The organism is Neptuniibacter halophilus, from assembly GCF_030295765.1.
Classification (GTDB): Bacteria; Pseudomonadota; Gammaproteobacteria; order Pseudomonadales; family Balneatricaceae; genus Neptuniibacter; species Neptuniibacter halophilus.
Map to the genome: position 1 here is coordinate 3,152,936 of NZ_AP027292.1, position 20,509 is coordinate 3,173,444.

17 protein-coding genes are annotated in these 20,509 nt (G+C 54.4%); 13 read left to right on the top strand and 4 right to left on the bottom strand.

From position 1 onward, the window contains the following. Window positions 1-325: 325 nt before the first annotated feature. The 11 genes from QUD59_RS14705 (at window position 326) to QUD59_RS14755 (ending at window position 13,476) form a co-directional block, all read left to right on the top strand. Window positions 326-1,705, top strand: a complete 1,380-nt coding sequence (locus QUD59_RS14705) for an L-serine ammonia-lyase (RefSeq protein WP_286237892.1) — start codon at window positions 326-328, stop codon at window positions 1,703-1,705. A 113-nt stretch (window positions 1,706-1,818) separates the two neighbouring features. After that, a complete protein-coding gene (gbdR, locus tag QUD59_RS14710) occupies window positions 1,819-2,949 on the top strand; it encodes a choline metabolism transcriptional regulator GbdR (RefSeq protein ID WP_286237894.1) in 1,131 nt (376 codons plus the stop codon). A gap of 285 nt (window positions 2,950-3,234) precedes the next feature. Then, complete coding sequence (locus QUD59_RS14715; protein WP_286237895.1) at window positions 3,235-4,212, top strand: dipeptidase; 978 nt, start codon at window positions 3,235-3,237, stop codon at window positions 4,210-4,212. A 61-nt stretch (window positions 4,213-4,273) separates the two neighbouring features. Beyond that, complete coding sequence (locus tag QUD59_RS14720) at window positions 4,274-4,804, top strand: 4-vinyl reductase (protein WP_286237897.1); 531 nt, start codon at window positions 4,274-4,276, stop codon at window positions 4,802-4,804. A gap of 113 nt (window positions 4,805-4,917) precedes the next feature. Beyond that, complete coding sequence (gene dgcA / locus QUD59_RS14725; protein ID WP_286241040.1) at window positions 4,918-6,981, top strand: dimethylglycine demethylation protein DgcA; 2,064 nt, start codon at window positions 4,918-4,920, stop codon at window positions 6,979-6,981. 119 nt (window positions 6,982-7,100) lie between these two features. Beyond that, window positions 7,101-9,026, top strand: coding sequence for a (Fe-S)-binding protein (locus tag QUD59_RS14730; RefSeq protein ID WP_286237899.1), 1,926 nt, complete (start codon window positions 7,101-7,103; stop codon window positions 9,024-9,026). Then, window positions 9,026-10,279 (top strand): electron transfer flavoprotein subunit alpha, encoded by a 1,254-nt coding sequence (etfA, locus tag QUD59_RS14735; protein WP_286237901.1) that lies wholly within the window; start codon window positions 9,026-9,028, stop codon window positions 10,277-10,279. The genes QUD59_RS14730 and etfA overlap by 1 nt, the downstream gene beginning before the upstream one ends. Next, entirely contained in the window at window positions 10,269-11,054 is a 786-nt protein-coding gene (gene etfB, locus QUD59_RS14740) for an electron transfer flavoprotein subunit beta (RefSeq protein WP_286237902.1), read from the top strand. Before etfA ends, etfB begins: the two co-directional genes overlap by 11 nt. A 51-nt stretch (window positions 11,055-11,105) precedes the next feature. Then, a complete protein-coding gene (locus QUD59_RS14745) occupies window positions 11,106-11,360 on the top strand; it encodes a hypothetical protein (RefSeq protein ID WP_286237903.1) in 255 nt (84 codons plus the stop codon). Continuing rightward, on the top strand, window positions 11,350-11,478 hold the full coding sequence (locus tag QUD59_RS14750; RefSeq protein ID WP_286237904.1) for a hypothetical protein: 129 nt from the start codon (window positions 11,350-11,352) through the stop codon (window positions 11,476-11,478). Before QUD59_RS14745 ends, QUD59_RS14750 begins: the two co-directional genes overlap by 11 nt. A gap of 423 nt (window positions 11,479-11,901) precedes the next feature. Then, the gene (locus QUD59_RS14755; RefSeq protein ID WP_286237906.1) at window positions 11,902-13,476 is read left to right on the top strand and encodes a BCCT family transporter; all 1,575 of its coding nucleotides are present in this window, start codon (window positions 11,902-11,904) and stop codon (window positions 13,474-13,476) included. A gap of 211 nt (window positions 13,477-13,687) precedes the next feature. Here the strand turns inward: QUD59_RS14755 and QUD59_RS14760 are convergent, their stop codons facing one another. The 3 genes from QUD59_RS14760 to QUD59_RS14770 form a co-directional block, all read right to left on the bottom strand. Then, window positions 13,688-14,617 carry an alpha/beta hydrolase gene (locus QUD59_RS14760; protein WP_286237907.1) on the bottom strand — a complete coding sequence of 310 codons (930 nt, stop codon included), beginning with the start codon at window positions 14,615-14,617 and terminating at the stop codon, window positions 13,688-13,690. A gap of 119 nt (window positions 14,618-14,736) precedes the next feature. After that, window positions 14,737-15,087, bottom strand: a complete 351-nt coding sequence (locus tag QUD59_RS14765; protein WP_286237908.1) for a cyclophilin-like fold protein — start codon at window positions 15,085-15,087, stop codon at window positions 14,737-14,739. A 149-nt stretch (window positions 15,088-15,236) separates the two neighbouring features. Further along, window positions 15,237-16,391 (bottom strand): cupin domain-containing carboxymuconolactone decarboxylase family protein, encoded by a 1,155-nt coding sequence (locus QUD59_RS14770; RefSeq protein WP_286237909.1) that lies wholly within the window; start codon window positions 16,389-16,391, stop codon window positions 15,237-15,239. A 367-nt stretch (window positions 16,392-16,758) separates the two neighbouring features. Between QUD59_RS14770 and QUD59_RS14775 the strand changes: the two genes are divergently transcribed. After that, window positions 16,759-17,673 (top strand): AraC family transcriptional regulator, encoded by a 915-nt coding sequence (locus QUD59_RS14775; protein WP_286237910.1) that lies wholly within the window; start codon window positions 16,759-16,761, stop codon window positions 17,671-17,673. 75 nt (window positions 17,674-17,748) lie between these two features. Here the strand turns inward: QUD59_RS14775 and gbca are convergent, their stop codons facing one another. After that, the gene (gene gbca, locus QUD59_RS14780; RefSeq protein ID WP_286237911.1) at window positions 17,749-19,023 is read right to left on the bottom strand and encodes a glycine betaine monooxygenase oxygenase subunit; all 1,275 of its coding nucleotides are present in this window, start codon (window positions 19,021-19,023) and stop codon (window positions 17,749-17,751) included. A gap of 355 nt (window positions 19,024-19,378) precedes the next feature. Between gbca and gbcB the strand changes: the two genes are divergently transcribed. Next, entirely contained in the window at window positions 19,379-20,506 is a 1,128-nt protein-coding gene (gbcB, locus tag QUD59_RS14785; protein ID WP_286237912.1) for a glycine betaine monooxygenase reductase subunit, read from the top strand. The last annotated feature ends 3 nt before the right edge of the window (window positions 20,507-20,509 follow it).

Consider the following 20,509-nt stretch of genomic DNA (forward strand, 5'->3'; position numbering starts at 1 on the left):
GTTAGAAGACCTCAGGTCAGATGGGCATAGCCTGGGTGGTCTACACCGTGTCACGCACCGACATGTGCCCATTTCCACAAGCGATACCTCAATAATCAAGCAGCCTTAGGGCTGCTTTTTTATGTTCGTTTCTTTTGTTTTATACGTCGTTTATTGCTTTTCAGAAACGGCGCAGGTTGTCGCCGTTGCGGGGTGATCGGCCTCCGGCAACAGGTTTTTTCAGCAAACTACAGGTCGTAATCTGACATACGTGATTCTGGGGGGAGCGCATAATCCGTTCTTTATCACAACAAGAATCAGCGCACCCCTGCGCGGCGGAGTCAGTATGTCTATCAGTGTTTTTGATCTTTTTAAAATAGGCGTAGGCCCATCCAGTTCTCATACGGTGGGACCGATGTTGGCTGCAGCGGAGTTTGCCGCAGAGCTGGAAACCCGTGGAGTTGCGGCGGATGTCAGCCGGGTTGAGGTGGCGCTGTATGGCTCCCTGAGTGCAACCGGTGTGGGTCACGGTACTGATAATTCGGTGATTGTTGGTCTGATGGGGGAGCGCCCTAACAGTATCGACCCGGAGATGATTCTGCCGGAGGTGGAAGCGCTTAAGGCCAACCATAAGCTGAAGCTGCTGAACCGTTTTGAGATCGATTTTGTCTGGGAACGTGATATGCGTTTCCTCGAAGAGAATCTGGATTATCACCCGAATGCGATGCGCCTGAGTGCGTTTGCAGCAGAAGGGCAGATCCTGTTCGAAAATACCTACTACTCCATCGGCGGCGGGTTTGTTATCGATGAGAGTCAGGCTACAGCGGATGCGCATCTGGTGCCGCAGGTGGAGCTGCCTTACGAATTCAACAATGCGGTTGAGCTGCTGAATCTCTGTCAGGATAACGGCCTGCGTATCAGTGAGCTGATGATGGAGAACGAAAAGGTCTGGCGCACTGAGCAGGAGATTCGCGACGGGCTGATGGATATCTGGGCGGCGATGAAAGAGTGTATCGCCAACGGCCTGCACAAAGAGGGTACGCTGCCGGGTGGTCTGTTTGTAAAACGTCGGGCCATGGGGCTGCATAAATCCCTGATCCGCTCGACCAAGCCGAATGTTATCAGCTCCACACTGGGCGCAATGGACTGGGTTAACCTTTATGCGCTGGCGGTGAATGAAGAGAACGCCGGTGGCGGCCGGATGGTCACAGCACCCACCAACGGTGCGGCGGGCATTATTCCGGCGGTACTGATGTATTACATGGAGTTCACCCCGAATCCGAGCGAGGAGAATGTGGTGGATTTTCTGTTGGCAGCGGCGGCCATTGGTGCCCTGTGTAAGAAAAATGCCTCTATCTCCGGCGCTGAAGTGGGCTGTCAGGGCGAGGTGGGTTCTGCCTGTGCCATGGCGGCAGCAGGTCTTTGCGAAGTGCTGGGCGGCACACCGGCTCAGGTTGAAAATGCGGCTGAGATCGGGCTTGAGCACAATCTGGGGCTGACCTGTGACCCGGTGGGCGGTCTGGTGCAGGTGCCGTGCATCGAGCGCAACGCGATTGCTGCGATGAAGGCGATCAATGCCACGCAGATGTCCCTGCGCGGTGACGGCGAGCACTTTATCTCGCTGGATAAGGTGATTAAGACCATGCGTGATACGGGCATGGATATGCAGGATAAGTACAAGGAAACATCGCGCGGTGGCCTGGCGGTCAACGCGATCGAGTGTTAACCCGAGACAGGCGACAAGGCTGATTAATCCGGCTAAACTCGTTGTTTAAAGCACTGCCACCCCGCGTCCTGTGGGCTGGCAGTGTGTCTGTTTCTGGTTTGGGTTAGATGTTAATGGCTCACAATATCGACGATGCGCAGCGTCAGCCTGCGCGGCATATCGGCTTTCTGCTTCTGAATAATTTCACCATGATCTCGCTCGCTTCGGCGGTCGAGGCGTTGCGTATGGCTAATCAGCTCAGTGGCGAGCAGCTTTATGCCTGGTCTACCCTGAGTGTCGGTGGTCAGCCTGTCAGGGCCAGTGATGGCATTCTGATCACCCCGGATTCATCGGTTGATGAGGTCTCTGATCTGGATACTGTTTTTGTCGCCGGTGGGGTGAATGTATCCAAGGCCTATAACAAATCCCATGTGCGCTGGTTAACCGAGATGGACCGTAAAGGGTGTAACCTCGGCGGGCTCTGCACCGGTTCTTACCTGCTGGCGGATGCGGGGCTGATGAACGGGTATGAATGCAGTATTCACTGGGAGTATCTGGCGGGTATGCAGGAGCGCTTCCCTCTGGTGAAGTGTACAAACCGGCTGTTCAGTCTTGATCGTAATCGTTTTACCTGCAGTGGCGGTACCGTGCCGTTAGATATGATGCTCACGCTTATTAAGCAGGAGCATGGTCACCGTCTCTCCGCCGCGATATCCGAGATGTTTATCTGCGAACGGGTGCGAGACACCAGCGATCAGCAGCGTGTCCCGCTGCGTCATGTGCTGGGTACTGCGCAGCCTAAGCTGCTGGAAGTAGTGGCGCTGATGGAGGCGAATATCGAAGAGGTGATCGAGATGGATGAGCTGGCCAGCTACGTCGGTTTGTCCCGCCGTCAGCTTGAGCGCCTGTTTCAGAAATATCTGGAGTGTTCGCCGTCTAAATATTATCTGCGTCTGCGCCTGCTGCGTGCGCGACAGTTGCTGATGCAGAGCAGTATGCCGATTATCGATATCGCAGCCGCCTGCGGTTTTGTCTCAACGCCGCACTTCAGTAAATGTTATCGCGAGCAGATGGGTGTTCCTCCGAGCGAGGAGCGGGCAACGGTGAAAAAGCAGCAATCTGCACTGCCGGATCAGCCTGAAGCGATTACCGAAAAACCGGTGTATGGCGCCCTTAAACCGGTGCTGGATGAACAGTCTAAAGAGGTATTCAGCGCCGCGAAGCAGGAATCCACCTTCGGTTCGGTTAACCTTAAAGACAAGTAATTTCGGGCCCCGTTCGGGGCCTGTTTCAGTCTTTCTCTCTCTTCTTATTGTCCTCTTCTTTTCAGGTCTGTGCCGCCACCTGTGTGGCTTTGCGCCCTTTCTTTCTGTTTGCGCCGTCGGTTTTGGTAATGAGCTAGTCGTTTCCAGCCTCTAATGGTTTTTTTTGAAAAATTACACTGAAGGAAATCTGGGGGAACTCCAATATCACCCCAGCCTGTCCCCTGAGCCGTATGGCAAAGGGCGTTGTGGTGAAAACCCCGAGTAACAGAACAAAGGATCGGAAAGATGAACGCAGCTGAACTGCATAAAGATGCCATCGTGATCGATGGTTTGATCTGCGCGAAGTGGAATCGTGAACTGTTTGAAGATATGGCAAAGGGTGGCCTGACGGCTGCTAACTGCACGGTTTCATTCTGGGAAAATTTTGAAGGTACGGTGCGCAACATCGTCGAGATGAATGAGCTGATCGAAGAGAGCAGCGACCTGTTGATGAAGGTGCGCACGACTGCAGATATTCAGCGTGCTAAAGACGCCGGTAAAACCGGTGTGATGATGGGCTTCCAGAATGCCCACGCATTTGAAGATCAGATCGGTTACGTCAAAGTCTTTAAAGATCTGGGCGTGGGTATTGTGCAGATGTGCTACAACACCCAGAACCTGGTCGGCACCGGCTGCTATGAGCGTGACGGCGGCCTGTCCGGTTTTGGTCGTGAGATCGTGGCCGAGATGAACAAAGTCGGCATGCTCTGCGACCTGTCCCATGTGGGCCCTAACACCGCGAAGGAGGTGATCGATGAATCCTCCAAGCCGGTTGCCTACTCCCACTGCCTGCCGGCCGGTCTGAAAGAGCATCCGCGTAACCGTTCCGATGAAGAGCTGAAATATATCGCCGACAACGGCGGTTTTGTCGGCGTCACTATGTTTACTCCGTTCCTGCGCGCGGGCGTAAACGCCACCATCGATGACTATGTAGAAGCGATTCAGTATGTCTACAACATCGTCGGTGAAGATGCGATCGGTATCGGTACTGACTTCACTCAGGGCCACGGCCACGATTTCTTTGAATACCTGACCCACGACAAAGGCTATGCCCGTCGTCTGACCCGCTTTGGCGAGATCATTAATCCAAAAGGTATCCGCACGGTGGGTGAGTTCCCGAACCTGACCGAAGCGCTGCTGCGCCACGGGTTCTCCGAGACTCAGGTTCGCAAAATCATGGGTGAAAACTGGGTCAGTCTGCTGAAAGAGGTATGGGGCGAGTAACCCGTATAAGCAGGACACTAACTAATTTAGCAATAACAAGAACAGGTTTGAGGAAAGAGATATGGGTGTACATGCGCCAGAAATGCCAATTGAAGTAGATGATGTAACCGGCGTTTGGACCACAGACGCACTGCCGATGCTTTACGTACCGCGCCACTTCTTCGTAAACAACCATATGGGTATCGAAGAGGAGATTGGTGCTGAGCGTTACGCAGAGATTCTCTACAAAGCCGGCTACAAGTCAGCTCACTACTGGTGTGAGAAAGAAGCGGAAGAGCACGGCTTTACCGGTGAAGAGGTGTGGCATCACTACATGAAGCGTCTGTCCCAGCGTGGTTGGGGTTTCTTCATTACTGAAGAGCTGGATATCGAAAAGGGTACCGCAAAAGTACGTCTGGAAAACTCCGCGTTTGTTTACCAGTACGGTCAGGTTAACCGCAAAGTGGATTACATGTTCACAGGCTGGTTTGCCGGTGCCATGGATCAGATCGCTGAAAGCCTGGGTTACGACGTGCGTACCAAAGCTGAGCAGACTCAGTGCGCCGCCGAAGAGGGCTGTGAGGTTGGTTACTTTGAGGTAACCCCGCTCTGAGCCGAATGGCGCAGAGCCGACAAGAGTATCTGCGGGCGGTCAGGGGCCGCCTGCACATAAAGAATAATTAAATACAGGTCTATGCCTGTTAAGCAATGATGGGGTCTATGACTATGTCCCAGTTTGACGTTCTGTTTGAGCCGCTCAAAATCAATAACCTGACCATTCGTAACCGTATTGTCAGTACTGCTCACGCTGAGGTGTATGCCACCGATGGCGGTATGACCACGGATCGCTACGTAAAATACTATGAAGAGAAAGCCAAGGGTGGTTGTGGTCTCTGTATTTGTGGTGGTTCCAGTGTGGTATCTATCGACAGTCCACAGAGCTGGTGGAGTTCGGTTAACCTGTCAACTGACCGCATCATTCCTCATTTTCAGAATCTTGCTGATGCTGTTCACAAGCATGGCGGCAAGATCATGATTCAGATCACTCACATGGGCCGTCGCTCCCGCTGGGATGGCGAAAACTGGCCGAACCTGATGTCGCCATCCGGTATCCGTGAGCCGGTTCACCGCGCAACCTGTAAAACCATCGAAGAGGAAGAGATCTGGCGCGTTATTGCTGATTTCGCTCAGGCGGCACGCCGTGCCAAAGAGGGCGGTCTGGACGGTGTGGAACTGTCTGCGGTTCACCAGCATATGATCGATCAGTTCTGGTCTCCACGTGTAAACAAGCGTACTGATCAGTGGGGCGGTTCCTTCGAAAACCGTATGCGTTTCGGTATGGAAGTCCTGAAAGCGGTACGTGAAGAGGTGGGTCGTGATTTCGTGGTTGGCCTGCGTATTACCGGTGACGAGTTCCACCCGGACGGTCTGAACCACGATGATATGAAAGAGATCGCCGCCTACTACAACGCTACCGGCCTGCTCGACTTCTTTGGTGTGGTGGGTTCCGGTTGTGACACCCACAACACGCTGGCCAACGTTATTCCTAACATGAGCTACCCACCTGAGCCGTTCCTGCATCTGGCAGCGGGCATCAAAGAGGTGGTGGATGTGCCGGTTATTCACGCTCAGAACATTAAAGATCCGAACCAGGCTAAACGTATTATCGAAGCCGGTTACGTTGATTTTGTCGGCATGACCCGTGCGCATATTGCTGATCCGCACCTGATCGCCAAGATCAAGATGGATCAGGTAGACCAGATCCGTCAGTGTGTCGGTGCCAACTACTGTATCGACCGTCAGTATCAGGGTCTGGATGTACTCTGTATCCAGAACGCGGCGACCTCCCGTGAGTACATGGGGCTGCCACACATTATTGAGAAAACCACCGGTCCGGTGCGCAAGGTTGTCATCGTCGGCGGTGGCCCGGGTGGTCTGGAAGCTGCGCGTGTTGCGGCTGAACGTGGTCACGAAGTGATCCTGCTGGAGAAAGCTGAAGAGCTGGGTGGTCAGATCACACTGGCCGCTAAAGCGCCACAGCGTGATCAGATCGCCGGTATCACCCGCTGGCTGGTGATGGAACTGGAACGTCTGGGTGTGGATATCCGTCTGGGTACGGAAGCCAACGAAGAGCTGGTTCGTGAACTGAAGCCGGATGTCTGCATCATCGCAACCGGCGGTCGTCCGTTTATCGACCAGAACCCGGAATGGGGTGCGGCCGAAGGTCTGGTGGTGTCTAGCTGGGATATCCTCAGCGGCAAGGCGGAGCCGGGCAAAAACGTACTGATCTACGACACCATCTGTGAGTTCTCCGGTATGTCTGCGGCGGATTATCTGGCGTCTAAAGGCTCACTGGTTGAGCTGGTGACCGACGATATCAAACCGGGTGTAGGTATCGGTGGTACAACATTCCCGACCTACTACCGCTCTCTGTATGAGAAAGAGGTGATCATGACCTCGGACTTCCTGCTGGAGAAGGTATACCGCGAAGGCGACAATCTGGTCGCCGTGCTGGAGAACGAATACACCGGTCAGCGTGAGGAGCGTGTGGTTGATCAGGTGGTGGTTGAGAACGGTGTGCGTCCGAATGAAGAGCTTTACTACGGCCTGAAAGCGGAGTCCCGCAACAAAGGTCAGATCGACAACGACACCCTGTTCGATATCAAGCCACAGCCGGTTCTGGCTGAATCCGGTGACGGGATGATCCTGTGGCGTCTGGGCGACTGTGTTTCCCAGCGCAACACCCATGCAGCAATGTACGACGCGCTGCGTCTCTGCATGTTCCTGTAAACCGCCTGTGCCTGCGCACTCCGGCACTCGCCGGGGTGCAGAGCAGGCGCTTAGCTGGCTTTTATTAAGAATAACAGGGCAGGTTCACTGCCCGTCCACCTGTGTTATGAGGGTGAATTATGAACTTGGAATGGTTACACCCGTTGCTGATCTCTGTTGTGCTGGTGCTCGCAGTGATCGGTGCTGTACGTCGGGTTAATCTCTGGCGTGCCGGTCAACCGGAGCCGGTTAATCTCATCGCCGGCCTGATGGCGATGCCTAAACGCTACCTGCATGACCTTCATGATGTGGTTGAGCGCGACAAGTATATGTCGAAAACCCACGCCGCAACCGGCGGTGGTTTTGTCCTTTCTGCAGTGCTGCTGATTCTGGTTCATCTGTTCGGCATCGACAGCCAGATTCTGGCCTGGGCATTACTGGCATCTCTGGCACTGATGTTTGTCGGTGCAATTTTTGTCTACAAACGTCGTCTTAACCCGCCAAGCCGGATCTCCAAAGGCCCGTGGATGCGTCTGCCTAAGAGCCTGCTCTCCTTTGCGTCCGGCTTTTTCATTCTGACCCTGCCCGCCGCAGGCATCCTGCCAGAAGGCACGGGCGGTATCGCTCTGACACTGGTGCTGAGCGCACTGATCGTCTGGGGTATGGGTGAGCTGTTCTTCGGTATGACCTGGGGCGGTCCGATGAAGCACGCCTTTGCCGGTGCGCTGCATCTGGCGTTTCATCGTCGTCCGGAGCGTTTTGGTGGCGGTCGTTCTACCGGCCTCAAGCCGGTGGATCTGGCAAAAGCCGAGCGTGGTGAAGGGGTACTGGGTGTCTCTAAGCCCAGCGAATTTAAGTGGAACCAGTTGCTCGGCTTCGATGCCTGTGTTCAGTGTGGTAAGTGCGAGGCGATGTGCCCGGCGTATGCTGCAGGACAGCCGCTGAACCCGAAAAAGCTGATTCAGGATATGGTGGTCGGTCTGGCTGGCGGTACGGATGCCAACTACGCTGGCAGCCCTTATCCGGGTAAAGAGGTGGGCTACGCTCAGGGCGGTCCGAATCAGGTAATCACCGAAGGTCTGGTCGATCCTGAAACCCTCTGGTCGTGCACTACCTGTCGTGCCTGTGTGGAAGAGTGCCCGATGATGATTGAGCACGTGGATGCGATTGTTGATATGCGTCGTTTCCTGACCATGGAGAAGGGTAATACGCCAAACAAAGGTGCTGAGGTACTGGATAACATTATCGCCACAGATAACCCGAACGGTTACTCACCGGCGAGCGGTACCAACTGGGCAGCGGATCAGAACCTGCCGCTGATGAGCGATGTGAAAGAAGCGGACGTGCTGTTCTGGGTATCTGACGGTGCCTTCGATATGCGTAGCCAGCGTATTTTGCGCTCTTTTGTTAAGTTGCTGAAAGCCGCGAAAGTGGACTTTGCAGTACTCGGTGATGAGGAGCTGGACAGCGGTGATGTGGCCCGTCGTCTGGGTGATGATGCGGCGTTCCAGAATCTGGCGAAACGCAATCTGGAAGTGCTGTCGCAGTACAAGTTCAGCAAGATTGTTACTACCGATCCCCATGCGTATCACTGCCTGCGCAATGAGTATGGTGACTTCAACAGCCGTGCGCTGGAAGGTGTTGAGGTCTTGCACCACACCACCTACCTGAACCAGTTGGTGCAGGAAAAACGCCTCAATCTGGAAGCGTTCAGTGGTGGTACGGTGACCTACCATGACCCGTGCTATCTGGGGCGTTACAACGGCGAATACGAAGCGCCGCGTGAGCTGCTGCGCAGCCTGGGTATTGAGATTGCCGAGATGGAACGTTCCGGTTTCCGCTCCCGCTGCTGCGGTGGTGGTGGCGGTGCGCCGATCACGGATATTCCGGGTGAGCGCCGTATTGCGGATATGCGTATGGAAGATGTCAACACAACCGGTGCCGAACTGGTAGCGGTGGGCTGTCAGCAGTGTACAGCGATGCTGGAGGGTGTGGTTGAACCGCGTCCGGAAGTGAAAGATATCGCTGAAATTCTGGCCGGCCAACTGATTGAGGAGGTTCACTGATGTCTGATCTGTTTCGACGTGATCCCCGTGCCGAATGGATCGCCCGTAACCGTTTGCATCCGCTGCACGGTACGGTCAATCCGGCCGGTGAACAGGCTGAAGTACGTGGCCCGAGCGGTCTGCTGCGCAAGAACCCGCATAAGGTCGGTTTTATCGGCCCTAACGGCATCAAGCGTATTGACCGGCTGAAAGGCAACGCCACTGTGAGCATGGTGGGTCGTCGCGGTGCTGCGGCTCAGGAGGTGCAGTTGCCACTGCATCAGGTTGAGCAGCCCGATTTCTACATTATGGTGGTGCCGGATATGGTGGGCGGTCGTCTTACCAGCCAGGATAAAGATATCCTTGGTCAGGCACACCAACTGGTTAAACAGTACGAAGGTGAAGGTGCTGTAGTGGCTGTTGTGATGGGCAGTTGCAAAGAGGAACACTTTGATACCGCCGGTGTTGATCGCCTGATCCTGCTGCAGGATGAACAGTACGAAGGCTTCTGCCCTGAGCAGAAACTGGCTGCACTGGAAGCGATCGAAGCCGGGTATCAGCCGAAACACTGGTTGTTCCCGGACAGCGTCAATGGCGGTACGGATCTGGGCTGCCGCCTGTCGGCGCGTCTGGGCGAGCGGGCGGCAACGCAGGTCTGGCAGATTAATGGTGATACCAGTGTCAGCCGGGCAGCGGGCAGCAGTGTCGATATCAGCCGTACAACACCACGCCTGCTGATTCTGATGGAAGAGTGTGCAGATCCGATCGACGAAACCCGCCATGAAGCAACCGAACTGAGCCTTACTGCGGTGCCGGTGATTGCGGCACAGTTGCAGGATCAGGGCGAAGTGGCGGTGGATCCGAATGCGATTCCGCTGGCTGAGGCTGAATTTATTCTCTCGGCCGGTAACGGTATCCGCAACTGGGATCAGTTCCATGAGACAGCCGCTACGCTGGGGGCGACCGAAGGTGCCAGCCGTGTGGCGGTGGATGATGGCTTTATGCCACGCTTCCGTCAGGTGGGTGCTACCGGTACCTGGGTTACTGCACGGGTCTATCTGGCGGTGGGTATCTCGGGTGCGATCCAGCATATGCAGGGTATCGGCCAGTGCGACAAGGTGATAGCCATTAATACCGATGCCGGTTGTGACATGGTTAAACGGGCCGCGCTGAGTGTGATCGCTGACAGTGAAGAGGTATTGGGCGCCTTGCAACAACTGGCTCAGGAATACCGTGAACAACAAGCGCAGGGGGAGGAGCAGCATGCAGCCTGATAACGCTAATCTGAATATCGTCTCTCTGGTTTCCGTGGGACGCCATCCGCAGTCTGGCCGTCAGCGCCGGGCCGAGCAGGATGCCCGTGCGGTAGAGCTGGGCATGACGCTGAACGCCGAACGTCTGACCGTGCTTCATGCCGGTGACCCGCAGGAACCGTCACTGCGTAGCTACGCCGGAGTCGGGCTCAGTGCCATGCAGGTACTGAAGATCGGTGCCAAAGATGATGCGGTGATCTCCATTGCGGATTACCTGCAGGGCAACAAACCGGATATTCTGCTGACCGGTGTGCGTGCCGAGAGTGGTGAATCTTCCGGCATGATGCCGTATCTGCTGGCTGAGAAACTGGGCTGGCCTGTAGTACCACGCATTGCAGATATCGTCTCGGTAGAGAAGGGTGTGGCTGAAGTCCTGCTGGCGTTGCCTCGCGGTCAGCGACGTGCGCTTAAAGTAGCGCTGCCGTTTGTAGCCAGCGTTGATAACGCGGCGCCGGAAGCACGTCAGAGTGCTTATGGCCCCGGTATGCGCGCCGAGATCAAGGCTCAAACCGTAGCTGCGGTAGCAGACACCGCGCGCAGCGAATGGATTGAAGCGCCGGCTAAACCGAAGCCAAAACGCCTGAAGGTGGTGAAAGCAAAAACCGCGGCTGACCGATTCAAAGCGGCGACCGCGAAACCACAGGGGGCCTCCGGTAAGGTGGTTAAAGAGGGGTCTGCCCGTGAGATGGCGCAGGAGATCTTTAATCTGCTGCTGGAAGAGAAAGTAATCAAGTAATAACCTGTAAGGCCCGGAACCTGTCTCCGGGCCTTTTTTTACAGGGGAGTGATGGCGATGATGATTGTTGAGCTGATCGATGAAATCGATCTGATTGAGAAACTGAAAGCGTGCGGCGTACCGCTCAAATCGGATGAATCTCTGGCGGAGAATCTGGACGCGGTGATCGCCTGGTGTGAAGCTGATTCAGCACAGTCTGCGTTGGTTGAAGCGCAGTTCAGTACGCTGGAGAAGGGTGAAATTACCCTGTTACCTGAAGTTCAGCAGTTTATTGATCAGATCCGGGAAACGACCCATGCAGGCTAAAGGCTCCGGCCCGCAGCGAGCCCGCCCTGTGTGGAAGAAACGCATCGGCGAGCTGTTGCTGCTTTATATCAGCCTGAGTATGGCCTGGCTCGCCTGGATGGATCTGCAGCCCCTCTGACCGCTTCGGCCGGCTGCTGATTTTCCTCAAAAAAGCGCCTCTTTTTGGCGCAAACCTCTGCACTTCTCCGCTTCTGTTGCCCTGTTTTGCGGCACTTTTCCTGTTGGTTTTTTTCTCTCTATCTTCCTGTTTATATTGGATTTTATTTTTCAAGTTTGTCTGTTTTGCCAATGTCGATTTTAGACAGAAGCGGCGCTTATCTGTCGCAACCAGTCAGCATGGCCGGGACAGGGGCTCGTATGATAGATCAGGCCTGATCAGTTTCTGTTCAGGTTTCGCAGAATGGCAAGACTCACAAGTGGTAACTCTTTAATAGTGACCTGAGATCGGGAAGGGACGGAAAGAGCTATCTAATACAAGGAAGCGATACCTGCGCCGCGAAGGCAATGCAGTGCTTCTAATAATAAAAACCGGAGGAGTTCTATGAACCAACAAGTTCTAAACCGCCCTAAGTCGTCTGAGTATACCTCTGACTATAAGGCCGGACAGGACAATGTGCAGGTAATGGGGATGGATATCCATAACCCCGTCTTTACTACCAGCGCGCTGGCAATTCTCACCTTTATTATTCTCGCTCTTATGTTTCCCGCCGATGCCAAAGATATGCTGGTGGGTGCGCGGACCTGGTCGATCGAAACCTTTGACTGGTTGTTTATGATCGGCGGCAATATCTTCGTCCTGTTCTGTCTCGCCCTGATTGTACTGCCCGTGGGTAAAGTACGCCTCGGCGGTGCAGCAGCCAAACCCGATTTCAGTCGTCTCTCTTGGTTCTCAATGCTGTTCGCAGCAGGTATGGGTATCGGCCTGATGTTCTGGAGTGTCGCCGAGCCTGTGGCTTACTACACCGACTGGTGGGGTACGCCTCTGAACGCGGCAGCGAAGACACCGGCGGGTGCGGATGCGGCCATGGCGGCGACCATGTTCCACTGGGGCCTGCACCCCTGGGCAATCTACGGTGTGGTCGCGCTCGCACTGGGTTTCTTCACCTACAACAAGGGCCTGCCACTGACCATCCGTTCTGCTTTCTATCCGCTGTTGGGTGAGCGGGTCTGGGGTCTGACCGGTCATATCATTGATATTGTTGCGGTACTGGCGACGATCTTCGGTCTGGCGACTTCACTGGGTCTGGGTGCTTCTCAGGCGGCCAGTGGTCTGAACTTCCTGTTTGGCGTTGATAACAACATCTCCACACAGATTGCGGTTATCGTGGCGGTGTCTGCGATTGCGATCTTCTCCGTGGTACGTGGTCTGGATGGTGGCGTTAAAGTGTTGAGTAACATCAACATGCTGATCGCTGCTGCACTGCTGCTGTTTGTAGTGATTGCCGGCGGGCTGACAGGTTTCTTCGGTCACCTCTTCAATACGGTGGGTAACTACGCGACAGACATTCTGCCGCTGAGTAACTGGATGGGCCGTGAAGACGAGAAGTTCTACACCGGCTGGACCGTGTTCTACTGGGCATGGTGGGTATCCTGGTCACCGTTCGTTGGTATGTTTATCGCACGTGTCTCCAAAGGCCGTACTGTACGTGAGTTTATGACCGCTGTTCTGCTGATTCCGACACTGGTATCCGCAGTCTGGATGTCTGCTTTCGGTGCACAGGCGCTGGATCAGGTACAGGGTGGTGTAGGTCAGTTGGCGAATGGTCTGGGTGATGTATCACTGGCGATGTTCCAGATGCTGGAAAACCTGCCTCTGGCTCAGATCACTTCAGCGATGGCGATTATTCTGGTACTGGTGTTCTTTATTACCTCCTCCGACTCCGGTTCTCTGGTAATCGATTCCATCACCGCAGGCGGTAAAGTGGATGCGCCAGTTCCGCAGCGTATCTTCTGGGCGGTTCTGCAGGGTGTGATTGCCGGTGTACTGCTTTACGGTGGTGGCTCTGAAGCACTGACTGCACTGCAGGCGGGAGCGATCACAACCGGTCTGCCGTTCACTGCAATTCTGCTGCTGATGTGTGTCAGTATCTACAAAGGTCTGAAAACCGAGATCTGATCGGCTCAGCCACTGAAACAGCGAAAACCCGGCCTCTGTGCCGGGTTTTTTATTGTTTTAAAGTCCATTATTTCTGATTGTGCTCAGGGTAGCAGCGCTGTCTCAGCGCGAATTATTTACGTGGATATCGCGGTGAGACACCGCTCCTACATCCAAACCCAGGCAGCGAGTAAGTAAAAAAACCGCCATGCGGGCGGTTTTTTAATGGCGCTTACGCGCCTGTCAGGTGCTCTCTGAAGAATCTATCCAGCTTATCAAATGGGATCAGCTCTACCCGGTCATACAGATCCACATGACCGGCACCCTCCACCAGATACAGCTCTTTTGGCTCAACCGCTTTTTCATAAGCGCTCTGGCTGAATTCAATCGAATGTGCCTGATCACCGCTGATAAACAGCAGTGGGCGGGGAGAGATCGAGTCCATATCGTTGAACGGGTAGAAGTTCATAAACTTACTGTTGCTGCTCAGGGTTGGCTTGGTGGTCAACTCCGGTTGCGCACCTTCCGGGGTAAACTTGCCTCGTGGGGTGCGGTAGAAGTCGAAAAACTCTTTGGCGATCGGATGAGAATCTTCGTCGATCTCGTTGGGTGTTCCGCCGGTGTACCGGGTTTCACCGCCGTTGAACTCGATATAACGCTGGGCTGCTGATTCAGCGATCATCTGCTGGCGCTGTTCCATGGTCAGGCTGTTGCCGTAAAGGTGACGGCTGAAGGCGCCCATATCATACATGCTGACGGTAGCAACCGCCTTCAGGCGCGGGTCTATCTTCGCTGCGCTGATCGCAAAACCGCCGCTGCCACAGATGCCCAGTGCGGCAATTGCTTCGCGTTCGACAAAGTCGCGGGTGCCCAGGAAATCGACGGCAGCGCTGAAGGCTTCGGCATACATATCAGGCAGTACGGCCTGACGCGGTTTACCCTCGCTTGCGCCCCAGAAGGAGAGGTCGATCGCCAGGGTGATAAAGCCGCGGGCGGCGAGTTGTTCGGCATAGATAACTGAACTCTGTTCTTTTACGGCACCCATCGGGTGGCCGATAATAATTGCGCCTCGTTTCTCGCCCTCTGCCATATCTGCGGGCAGATAGAGATTACCGGCGACTTTCATCTGGTACTGATTGTTAAAGCTGACTTTCTGCATCATGTTTCGGGTATTCCTGTGTCTGGGCATTGTTCGCGGACAGTGTTTGGCTGAAGGGGAAATACAGCAACGGTTGTCTTAGTACTGAATGCCAGATAGTTAAAGGTAGAGTTTGCGCCAACTTATTCAGCGAGACGGAAGGTGACTTCGAACTCACTGTGTTCGGTCAGAGCGCTGATCTCGCCGTTCAGTTGGCCGAGCCTGAGAAGCCCGGTTGAGTAGCTGAACGGTTTATAAAAGATCGCCAGATTGCCCCAGGGAGCGTAGTAGGTGATATCACCTGCTTCGGGTTTATATCCCCTGGCTGAGCCTTGCTGGCTCAGGCTTTTTGGCAGGTCGGCAATTTTTTCGGTTTGATGGTAATCCTTCAGCCGGAGTGTCAGTGGCAGCAGAGCGCAGAAATCCGATGCTGCCGGGGTGTTGTCCAGCGTTCCGGGGATGATCTGCTGACCTATCACCAGTTCTATCTTCATGGGAGTCTTTCTGCCTGAGGTTTGTGCTGTTCCGCAACGGGATAACTGCGGGTCGGCCTGAAGGGGGAGGGCCGTGCTGAGTATCAGGACCGGTAGCCAATGGGGTCGGTGCAGGCTCATCGACGTTTCCTCCCAGTAATAAGAACGGATTAACCCGCGAACGCGGCCTTGAATGCGTCTGCTGCTGTGGTGCCCTGCTTATTACCGATCATAGCCTGAATAACAGCGATGACTTCCTTCAACTGGGCTTCTGTCAGGCCGGCATTGGTGGCGATATGCATATGGGCTTTCAACTGTGCTTCAGCACCTGCGATGCCAGACAGTGCTCCCAGTGTGGCCAGTTCGCGATCTTTGTAGTCGAGCAGGTCACGGGCAAAAAGGTCGCCAAACAGATGGGCCTGCAGGAAGGTGTTGATCGCCGGCGCAAAATCGAACAGGGGGCCGGTTACCGGACGGCCTGCCATCTGTGTCTGCACCGCGAGACCCTTCTCCAGGCTGCCGAGGTTAGCCTGTGTCGTCACAAATTCAGGGCCCAGCTCATCTTTAATGCCCTGTGCCTGACGCGTTTCCATCAGTTGCATAAAACTGTAAAGCCCATTCAGGGCACGCGGGAAGCCGCTGTAGGCATAAAGATGGATCTGGATCTCTTTGATCTCATTCACGCTGAGTCCGGCTGCAAGCCCTTCAGTGATCGCCTGTTTCAACTGAGGAAGATTACCGCTGGCAGTGTGTGCCGCGATCGGAATAATCCACTGCTGACGCTCAGTCAGGGTGGTTGCTGCAGGCATGACCGGGCGCTGGCTTTCTGCGGCTGCGGCGTAGGTTGCGTCGTCAACCAGCTCTTTCCAGATCACATTTTTTTCATCTTTACTGCCGGTGATCACCAGATGGGTCATCGCAGAATGGGGTGTGGCACCATGCCAGTGATCGATATCCGGTGGGCACCAGATCGCGTCTCCCTCCTGCGCCGCAATCACTTTGCCATCGCGGGTACCGGTCAGGGCGGTGCCTTTGGTGACTACCAGATGCTGGCCTGCCGGGTGCAGGTGCCAGGCGGAACGGGCGCCGGGTTCAAAGTGAACGTAGGCGCCGGAAAATGGTGTATTAGGGGTTTCCGGGAAGAGCAGATCCACATCGACCTGACCGGTAAACAGGTGATCAGGTCCGGCAAAGGACTTCTGGGTGGCAACCGGGTAAAAAGATTGTTCTTCTGCTTCTGTCGCCTGTGCCGGGCCAATCAGGGCCAGGCTGCTGCTCAGGGTCATCAGCAGTTTTTTCAAAAACGGACGGTCCTTGGTTTTCATATTCTATGCTCCAGTACAGTGAGTTTAAAAATGACCTTTGAATTCCTCTGCCGGTGTCTCGGTATCTGGGGGCAGAGCTGACTGTTTTTTTTGCTTTATCTAAGATAATCACCGGCGGTGAAAAATCATTAGAACGATCATTTTGATTTCTTGCCTATTTATCTAAGGGGACAGGGGGAGTGGAGGGCGTGACTGCAAGCACTGATTGTGACGATATTGTGACTGTCACAATACTCTGTGATTCTTGCCTGATTCTGTTTTTAGGTCGTGCTTTGATTGTTGCCATCCGAATGGCAGTGCTAGTCTTGGAAAGGTATATGTCTTTCTTTTGAGACCAATAAACGCAGTAATTACGGGGATAGTTAAGATGCCAGACGAGCAGAAAATGTTGGATTCCGGTGATTCTCTGCTGGCAGACAGAATTGCCCGATGGACTGCCGGGCAGGAGCGGTTTGATACCCCGATTGCGGGCTTGTCGCTGCACCACTGGCGACATAAAACCGAGCCGGAGAGCTACATGCTTCCGCCGAGTATTTGCCTGATCGGCCAGGGCCGCAAGCGTCTGCTCTTAGGGGAGGAGGAGTTCTGTTATGACAAACACCAGTTTCTGATCACTTCGGTCGACCTGCCGGTGATGACTCATATCACTGAAGCCAGTGAAGAGGCTCCCTATCTCGGGCTGACCATGGAGATGAATACCCGGGTGATCACCCAGATGCTGGTGGAACAGAAAATGGCCGATAGCCGGGTCGGTAAAGGCCAGCCGGGTGTTGCTGTGAGTCAGATTACGCCCTCGTTGCTGGCCGCCTTTATTCGTTTGCTGGATCTTCTGGAGGAACCTGAAAATCTGGCGGGACTGGCACCTTTGATTCAGCAGGAAATTTACTATCGTTTGTTGGTGGGAGAGCAGGGCCCGTGGCTGCGGCAGATTGTGTCTGCTGGTCATCACGGTTATCGGATGTCGCGGGCGATAGAGTGGCTGAAAAGTAACTTTAAAAAGCCGGTTAAGGTTGAAGAGCTGGCGGAGAAAGCGGGTCTGAGTTTGTCGGCATTTCACAGTCATTTCCGTTCCACTACGGCGATGAGCCCGCTGCAGTTTCAGAAACGGATGCGCCTGAATGAAGCGCGGAGGCTGATGCTGACAGAACATCTGGATGCTTCAAGTGCGGCCTTCGAGGTGGGTTATGAGAGTCCGTCACAATTCAGCCGCGAGTACAGTCGGCTTTTTGGCGCACCGCCAAAACGGGATATCAGCCGGTTAAGTCAGGCGAGCTCTGGTTGAGAGCATGGTCTGGCAAAAATGAGCAATAAAAAAGGCCCCTGTTGAGCAAGCAGGGGCCTTTGATGTTATGAAGGCTTAGCGGTTTTTCAGGTTCTTCTGAACGGTTTCGCCGTACCACTCCAGGAAGTTGATAATGCCGAACTCGAAAGTCTCAGAGTAAGGGCCCGGCTGGTAACCCACGGAGTTGATGCCCAACTGGTTTTCTTCACCCAGAATGCGGTCCTGATCGTTGGTGGCATCCCATACCTGACGCAGGCGTTCCGGATCGTAGTCGACACCTTCTACCGCATCTTTGTGGACGAACCACTTAGTGGTTACCAGTGATTCCTGAGCGGAGATCGGCAGTACGCGGAACACGATAAAGTGATCGGACTGCATGTGGTTCCAGGAGTTTGGCAGGTGCAGGATACGCATGGAGCCCAGGCTTGGGTTCTTGATCCGGCCCAGCAGTTTTTTACAGCCTGCTTCGCCGTCGATGGTCATGACGCTGGTACCTTTCTTCAGCGGCATACGGACAATGCGGTTACGCAGGCCCGGGCCGAAGCTGCGGTGCTCGTGAGGAATGCCTTCTGCATCCCACTCGGCAGCCTGTGCAGCATAGTGTTCTTTAAACTCGTCTGAAGCACGTGGGTCGTTGGTGTCGTCCCATTCCAGCAGGGTGTTCAGCAGTTCCGGGTGGTTACCGGCACAGTGGTAGCACTCGCGGTTGTTTTCGATTACCAGTTTCCAGTTGGCTTTTTCGTACATGTTGGATTCCACCGCCAGCTTGGTGTTCTCCACATCGTACGGTTCCATGTACTCTTCCAGCGTGGCCAGAAACTCATCGAAATCGCCCTGCGGTTCTTCTTTGCCCAGGCTGACAAAGATAAAACCACCGGCGGTTTTGCAGTGAGCTTTTTTCAGGCCGTGTTCTTTCATATCGAAGCCATCGCCCATCTCGGTACCGGCGAACAGCAGGTTGCCTTTCAGGTCGTAGGTCCACTGATGGTAAGGGCAAACCAGATTCGCCACTTTGCCGCGGTGTTCGGTGCAGACACGGGAGCCACGGTGACGGCAGGTGTTATGGAAAGCATTTACGCTGCCATCAGCGTCACGCACGATCAGTACCGGGTTCTGACCGATCTCAACAGTGAAGTAGTCGCCACGTGCAGGGATCTCGCTGGTCATACCCACAAACAACCACTCTTTCTGGAAGACCTCTTCCATGTCGACGCGGAACATCTGTGGATCGTTATACAGAGGCTGTGGCAGAGAGTAGTTTTGCGGGCGTGCTTCAAGCAGTTCCGCCATCTCTTTGCGGGCATCTTCAATGGTGGCGCTGGTGGTATTCAGCAGGTCATTCAGGTTCATTTATTCGTCCTCACAAGCACACATGTGCTGCTAATCGTTGTTATGCGCGTTGCTCTGTTGGGTTGGTTGACCCGGGTAAAACCTTATAAATCGTGACGGCATTGCCGATGGGGCTATGCTCGCCCAAGTTGGCTGTCGCGGAATGACCATTTGCGACATCTGCGCGTACTCAAATCGACCTATGCCGCCGTAGTTCTGAGGCTTGACTGCAATAAGCAAGTTTTTGTCGCGAAAAGCCAACTTTGCAAAAGAGGTTGGGATAACAATGCAGCCAATAGGTGATGAGATGCACTCGCAGCTCCTGTTTCACTGAGTGACAGGGAGCCTGCCGGCGCAGAATAATGAGAGATGAGCTATGACTAATTCCGTTCCTGTGGCTGTTAATAGCGACAGCTTTATTCCGGTAAATACCCAGACCTGGACCAATGGTCGTCACAATGTGCGTTGCGTAAAAGTGATTCAGGAAACCTGGGATGTGCGCACCTTCTGCTTTATGTCTGAGCAGCCGGTGATGTACTTCTTTAAACCGGGTCAGTTTGTCACCCTGGAGCTGGAGATCGACGGTAATCAGGTGATGCGTTCCTACACCATCTCCAGTTCTCCTTCTGTGCCTTACAGCTTCTCGATTACGGTTAAACGTAATCCGGGTGGTCTGGTGTCTAACTGGCTGCACGATAATATGAAAGAGGGCGATGATCTGGCGGTGCACGGCCCGGTAGGTCTGTTTAACTGCATCGATTTTCCGTCTGAAAAAGTGTTGCTGCTCTCCGGTGGTGTGGGTATCACTCCGGTGATGTCCATGGCGCGCTGGTGGTTTGATACCAATGCGGATGTAGATATGGTGTTTGCCCACAGTGCACGGACACCGGGCGACATCGTGTTCCAGCGTGAGCTGGATCATATGGCGTCGCGTATTGGCAACTTCAGCCTGCATCTGATCTGTGAGCGGATCGAAAACGGTCAGGCGTGGCACGGTTACCGTGGCTATCTGGATCTGCCGAAACTGCAGTTGATTGCGCCGGACTTCCTCGAGCGCGAAGTGTATTGCTGTGGCCCCGAGCCGTATATGGCTGCTGTTCGCAACCTGCTCAAGGATAACGGTTTCGATATGAGCCGTTACCACGAAGAGTCCTTCGGTGAGACGCCGGCGGGTGTCGAAGAGGAAGCGATTGAAAACGCCGAACAGGCACAGGAAGAAGCGGATGCGCTGACCCTGTCCGATATGAACCGGGTAGAATTTGCCAATAACGGCAAGAGCGTCCAGATCGCACCGGGCGAGACTCTGCATGCGGCGGCGGCCAAGCTGGATCTGCATATTCCTAAGGCCTGTGGTATGGGGATCTGTGGTACTTGTAAGGTACTGGTTAAAGAGGGTGACACGACCATGAGTCACAATGGCGGTATCACCGACGATGATGTGGCCGCAGGTTACGTGCTCTCCTGTTGTAGTGTTCCTAATGGCGATGTCGTCGTAGAATACTGAGCG